This is a genomic window from Segatella copri, assembly GCF_009494835.1.
Taxonomy (GTDB): Bacteria; Bacteroidota; Bacteroidia; order Bacteroidales; family Bacteroidaceae; genus Prevotella; species Prevotella copri_F.
Genome location: NZ_VZBE01000084.1, coordinates 1 through 6,200, shown reverse-complemented (window position 1 = coordinate 6,200; position 6,200 = coordinate 1). Strand labels below are relative to the sequence as shown.

At 45.4% G+C, this 6,200-nt stretch carries 5 protein-coding genes; 3 read left to right on the top strand and 2 right to left on the bottom strand.

Going from position 1 to position 6,200, the window contains the following annotated elements; all coding sequences use genetic code 11:
- Positions 1-437, bottom strand: a 437-nt coding sequence (locus F7D47_RS12410) for an AAA family ATPase (RefSeq protein ID WP_228113594.1), incomplete at its 3' end; no start/stop codon positions are given.
- Between the two features lie 160 nt (positions 438-597).
- Entirely contained in the window at positions 598-1,353 is a 756-nt protein-coding gene (locus F7D47_RS12405; RefSeq protein ID WP_153086683.1) for a hypothetical protein, read from the bottom strand.
- A gap of 227 nt (positions 1,354-1,580) precedes the next feature.
- On the opposite strand from F7D47_RS12405, the gene F7D47_RS12400 reads away from it, so the two are divergent.
- The 3 genes from F7D47_RS12400 (at position 1,581) to F7D47_RS12390 (ending at position 6,169) form a co-directional block, all read left to right on the top strand.
- Positions 1,581-2,465, top strand: a complete 885-nt coding sequence (locus F7D47_RS12400) for a DNA-methyltransferase (protein WP_437181614.1) — start codon at positions 1,581-1,583, stop codon at positions 2,463-2,465.
- Positions 2,466-3,383: 918 nt separating this feature from the next.
- On the top strand, positions 3,384-3,857 hold the full coding sequence (locus F7D47_RS12395) for a hypothetical protein (RefSeq protein ID WP_153081460.1): 474 nt from the start codon (positions 3,384-3,386) through the stop codon (positions 3,855-3,857).
- Positions 3,854-6,169 (top strand): BT4734/BF3469 family protein, encoded by a 2,316-nt coding sequence (locus F7D47_RS12390; protein WP_153085355.1) that lies wholly within the window; start codon positions 3,854-3,856, stop codon positions 6,167-6,169. The genes F7D47_RS12395 and F7D47_RS12390 overlap by 4 nt, the downstream gene beginning before the upstream one ends.
- The last annotated feature ends 31 nt before the right edge of the window (positions 6,170-6,200 follow it).

The window sequence follows — 6,200 nt, the reverse complement described above, 5'->3', positions numbered from 1 at the left end:
AAACCTGTTTTGTTGTATGCAGTCTTTATAATTTCTATCAGACGAGTAGCTAACGAAGAATTACCTCTTGTTTCTATCTCATACAAAGATTCATATTCCTGAAATGTATAGTCTAGATAACCTTTCAAACTTTCCGGCTCTGCGCCAGCCTGGCTCATATCGAGTCTGATGACAGGTCGCTTCACCCATTCCGTCTCCATCTGCATAATCTTCAACCCCTCGAAGAGTTCCTTCTTGCCCATGAAGTAGGCTTCGAGCGTATCTACAAGAACGGATTTACCAAAGCGGCGTGGACGGCTCAGGTAATTATAAGTTTTCCCCTTGTTGGCAAGTTGCCAGATGATATCTGTCTTGTCAACATAAAGGTATCCATCCTTTCTGATTTTTTCGAAAGACTGGATGCCTACAGGTAATTTTCTATCATTTATCTCTACCATAATTTCTAATCTTTGTTTTCCAATTGCAAATTTACGATTATTTTCCGAAACCGCCATACTTTTCTCATCTTTTTTGCACTTTCAAAATAATTACTGTATGGGGCTTACATGCGAAACTTGAGTATAATTAATAGATAAAACAGACAAGCCAGTCCTACTGTCAAAGAACTAGCGAACTCTTTCTCTGCGTCATCAGCCCCTCATAATATCTATCAAGCTTGTCATAACTTACAAATTTCACCCTATCCGAGATAGGCTTGAAATAATCATGGCTCAACTTGTCTATAAATTCATCATGGCGCCTGGCATCAGCCACGATAAACATCTGGGCATTGAAACACTGGAGGTCAGAAAACTTACAGAGAGAATTCTGAATATCCGTAGAATGCTCTACCTCAAAGAAACTATCGGGCATCATCACCTCGCTGCCCAAAGAATTAGGCTGAAACCACATAACGTCTATCGTGCTACTCCTATTCACGAATTCCTGATAGGAGAATGGCGGAACTTTCGGCAATGTGGAGATTTCGCCCAGCTTCACATTGATACATCTCCTGTTCTTATCCTGTGCAGGAACATAGGTTTCAAGTTTCTTCATGTTACCGATATACAGCAGAAGTCCCTGATAATAGGAATGATTGAATTCCTGTACCTGCTCAGAATCCGAATTCGTCACATCTTGTGCCACAATCCCCCTATCCGCCAAGAGGCTTCTATATTCCTCCAAAGCCCATAATCCCGGACGAATGCGAAAGATTTCCTTGCGGTCTTGCACAATACGACGAATGGATGCAAATGGAGTCTTGGTATTCCATGTGCAATCCTCAATCTTGAACACCTCCTGATTCAGCTGACCGAATGTAGCACATCCACCCAACCTCTTCAAGGTCTCTATTACAGCTTCGTATTGTTTCATATCTCGCTAAGTTTTATTTCGTTTAAAGCCTGTATAAAAAAACATTCTGCAAATTTACATCAATATTCAGAAAGAACAAAAAAATATATGAAAAACTTTCTGTTTTTATTCATTTTAACCAATTTTTCTTTTCTTTCTGCCGAATTGATCTTTTTTGATCATGAAAGTTAAAGTATGATCTAATCATTTATAAATCAAATATTTGCATTACCTTTGCACCCGAAATGATGAATAAAAAGGCGATATATCATAGGGCTGATGACTTCACTCTCCTTCACGGAGACTGCATACGGCTGATGAGCGAATTTGATTTCAAGTTCGACATGATCTTCGCCGATCCTCCTTACTTCCTGTCGAACGGCGGAATCAGCGTACAGAGCGGGAAGGTGGTGTGCGTAGACAAGGGGGAATGGGATAAGGGCGGCTCGCCCGAACATATCGACCTGTTCAACGAGGAATGGATTGCGGAATGCAGGGAACACCTGACGGAGAACGGAACTATCTGGATTTCGGGAACTTATCACAATATCTTCTCGGTGGCAAACAAACTGACGCAACTTGGATTCAAAATCCTCAATGTCATCACATGGGCGAAGACAAATCCACCGCCCAATATCTCGTGCCGGTACTTTACCTACAGCACCGAGTTCATCATCTGGGCAAGAAAGTGCCCGAAGAAGCCGCACTACTTCAACTATGACCTGATGAAACTGCTGAACGAGAACAAACAGATGACGGATGTATGGAGGCTGCCAGCCATCGCAAGATGGGAGAAATCGCAGGGCAAGCATCCTACGCAGAAACCACTCGCCCTGCTGGTACGCATCATCCTGGCTTCAACCCGGCACGGAGCATGGATCCTCGACCCGTTCTCGGGAAGCGGAACTACCGGCATCGCTGCCTCGCTGACCGGCAGGCGCTATCTGGGCATAGAAAGGGAAAAGGAATATCTGGACCTGAGCATCAGGAGAAGGGGGGAACTGGAGAACGGGAGTATCGTAAAGAGCTACCGCAAGAAGATAAGGGATATCGTGATTGCGGATGGAGAACCGGAAGAGGCTGATATCTTCGGGGTAACGGATGAGAACAGAATTCAGGATTTGCCTTTCTGATTTTTCGCCGACAAAAGCATCGCATTACCTTTGCTTTACTGAACTTTCGCATGTGGGGAAGTTAAAGAGAAGTTAAGGGAAGTTAGAGGGAAGTTAGAGGGAAGTTAAGGGACAAATGTCCTGCATTTTAAGCTAGAAGACTATTGTCTCTTAACTTCCCGAACGACCGTAGGGAGTGATAACTTCTTTAACTTCAATAAATTCACACACTTGCGAAACTTGAATAACTCCTTAAAATTCTTTAATTTCTGAACCTGCGAAACCAGAATCTAATATGCGAAACTTCAAGTTTTCTGCGTTAATATTTGTTTAAAAACCAGTCCTTTTTCGGTATCGTTAACTTCTTTTATCTGATAATTGTTTAACACAACATAAGACGGGATTCTCTACCCCCACTCGCTTTTTCAAAGATTTTAGCGGTAAGAAAAGAGGAAAAAGTGGACCCCTAAAAAAAGGCACCCCTTTTGGAACCGAAAATAAACGCTTAAAATATGTAAAAATGGGCTGAATTCTTAAAATATGTTTATAAAAAGCGAAAAACACCCTTCACCACCCTTCACCCGTAACTATTTGACACACAAAACCTTAAATAAAAAGGTGAAGGGTGAAGGTTTGAAAACTCTTTTTTATATATACGCGCGGCAAGGAAAAAAATCCGTTTTTTCATTTTTCTGATTATCCGGATTTTCCCAAAATCCTAAAAAAAAGAATATAATATAAGATTTAAAATATACCCTTCACCCTTCACCTCGTCACTTTTCCGATGTTTCGCTTCTTCACTACTTCTTCTTCAAAATACCCCCACAAAAATGGGCGCAAAAATGCTGCGTTAAAAAGTTTAACCTAGGTTATTCTTTGTAAAAAGTGAGGGCTATAGCCCTCACGGCCAATGTGCAGCTTTTTGTGTAACTTCGCAGCATGGAAAATAATAACGTAACAAAACAAGAAGTGCTGAAATTTTCAGCAGAAATGGAAGAAGAAGCCAGCGTAAAAATGGCTATCGCCAACGTATGTGGTGTAAATGCCACAGACATCAGAATAGTAATGGGTGGACGCGACACAATATCGGAAAAGATAAAAAATAAGATGATCACTCCTGAAATCCTCTACGCAATGGATAAAGCCATCATATCCATTCTCATAAACAAGGATCTGGAGGATGCCTGGAATGGTACGACCTGGGAATATGAAGGAAACATCCAAGGAAAAACCAGATTCTGGTATTACTGCGATGAAGTGAGCAAATGGATACTGCACAAAGGTTCAGTACACTGGGACGACCTCAGCAATAGTTTGAGTCACTGGAAAAATGTCCTAGCCTACAATTCTGTTGCGATGAAAAAGTCGGAATTAAACCAAAAATTCAAACTCATAAAATCCAAAAAGAAATGAAAGAGATTAAACCCACAAACGAGACCGGAAATAACCCGGAAACAGAACAGGAGAAAGAGGTCTTGCCCTCTTATTTCCAGACTCTGAAGACCTCTACCAGCAAGCCTCTCCCCAACAGAGCGGTGCTGGAGTACAACATCATGCATTCGGCACCGGTGAAAACCAATACCGAAGGCTACAGGTCGATGATAAAGGTGGACAAGAGAACGGCAGAGGACATCAAGCACAGGCTGCCCTGCATCACTCCCAGCGTGCAGCTCAAGGGAAGCTCCAAGAAGCTGACTGACTTCAGGAAGGAAACCTACTGGCTGATGCTCGATTATGACGACGTGCCCCCAAAAAACATCGCGGCACTCAGGCAGACCGCCCGGAAAATCCCCTTCACCATGGTCTTCTACATCACCGTCTCGGGCAAGGGATTCCGCATCCTGCTCAGATATATGCGTCCTAAAGGATGCAATCTCACTGCCACCGAACTCCACCAGCTCGCCATACAGAAAGCCATGAGCATCTACGACAAACTGCTGGGTATCAGCTGCGACAAACAATGCCAGGACATGGTGAGAAGCTGCGGACTGGCTTACGACCCTGAGGCTTACTTCAACTGGAATGCCGAAGTTCTCCCCATCAGCCGGGAGGAGGTGGAGAACTTCGAAAAAGCCACAAAGCAACAGGAGGAACAGAACAGGAAAAGACAGACGGAGGCGGAAAAACCCAGAAAGAAAAGCCCTCGCAAACAGGAAGACGAGGCGCCACCCAAGACGCTCACCACCGAAGAGATTCTGCAGTATGTAGACAAACTGGCGGAAAGCTGGGAAGAGCGGTTTGAGGAGCATCATCACAACAGCTACGTAGTGAGATACGCCACATTCTGCCTCTGTTTCGGAGCCGAAAAGGAGGAGGCTGTGAAACACATGGCAGATAAGTTTGGCGGCGAATATGCCGATACCGAGCGGGTGGCACGGGAGATTTACAAGCATACCGAGCGGCTGGGAACCTGGAAGATAAGACAGCAGGGAGATGATGAGCAGAAACGCTATACCAGCATGAGAGCACTGCTGGGATGGCTGGGAGCCCGATATGAAATGCACCACAACACGCTGAGCAACCAGTATGAAGTGCGCGCCATCAACACCGGAGAGAAGCTCTATCTAGACTGGACCGAAGTGGATACTCGGGTGAGCAATTCCCTGTTCGTGAAGATGGAACTGGAGAACATCTGCACCACCCAGAAAAAGCTGGATACGGTAATCAGAAGTAACTTCAGTCCCGAATTCAACCCCATGGAGGAATATCTGAAGAGTCTGCCGAAATGGGACCGGAAGACTGACTATATCGCTGAATTGGCCCATCGGGTAACCGTGATGCAGACCGGCGGTTACCGCCATACGGAGGAGGATTTTGCCTATGCCTTCAAGAAATGGCTGGTCAACATGGTGGTTTGCTGGGTTCGGCCCGATGTCACTAACCAGTCTATCATGGTTTTCGTAGGCAAGGGCGGCATCTTCAAGACCACGTTTTTCGACCATCTTCTGCCGCCCCATCTGCGCAAGTATTTCGCCAACGATTCTACGGGCGACTATAAGAACAAGGATTTCCTGCAGATGTGTGCCAGCAAGGCGATAGTGTGTCTCGATGAGTTCAGTTGTCTGCGCGGCAAGAACCTGGATTCCTTCAAGAGCAACATCACGAAGCGCAACATCAGCATGCGAATCCCTTATGCCGAGTGGGACTGCATCTTGCAGAACAATGCGGGGTTCTGTGCCACGAGCAATGAGGTTCATATCATCGATGATGACGAGAACCGCCGTTTTCTCATCTGGCGCATCGAGAAGATCAAGAGTCCCATCGACTTCCCCTTCAATTACGAGGGCATCTACTCCCAGGCTGTATCACTGGCTCAGGAGGTGATAGAGAAGCGCCGGAGGGGTGAGCCCTGCGACTGGGTTTACTGGTTTACGAAGGAGGAGAACGAGGAGATACAGCGCCACAATCTTTATTTCCGTGTAAACAACTACATAGCCGAGCGCATCAACAAGTTCTACCGTGTTCCTGATGCCGATACGCCGTCCGAGTTCTGCAAGTTTGTTACGGCGAGTGATGTGATGGAGCGCATCTGCACGAACCCCGCCTTCCGCCAGTCGATGTCGAACAAGGATATTTCGATGTTCATGGAGGCGCTGGGGTTCAAGAAGATTCACCGCAAGACGGGCAACGGCTGGAAGGTGATAGAAATGCGTCCTGACGAGATAGAGAACAACCAGAAGATGGATGGCAGCGAGAATATTCCGCCCGAGGATCTCCCATTTTAGGAAATTCTGCTTCGGAGATATTTTTTTATCT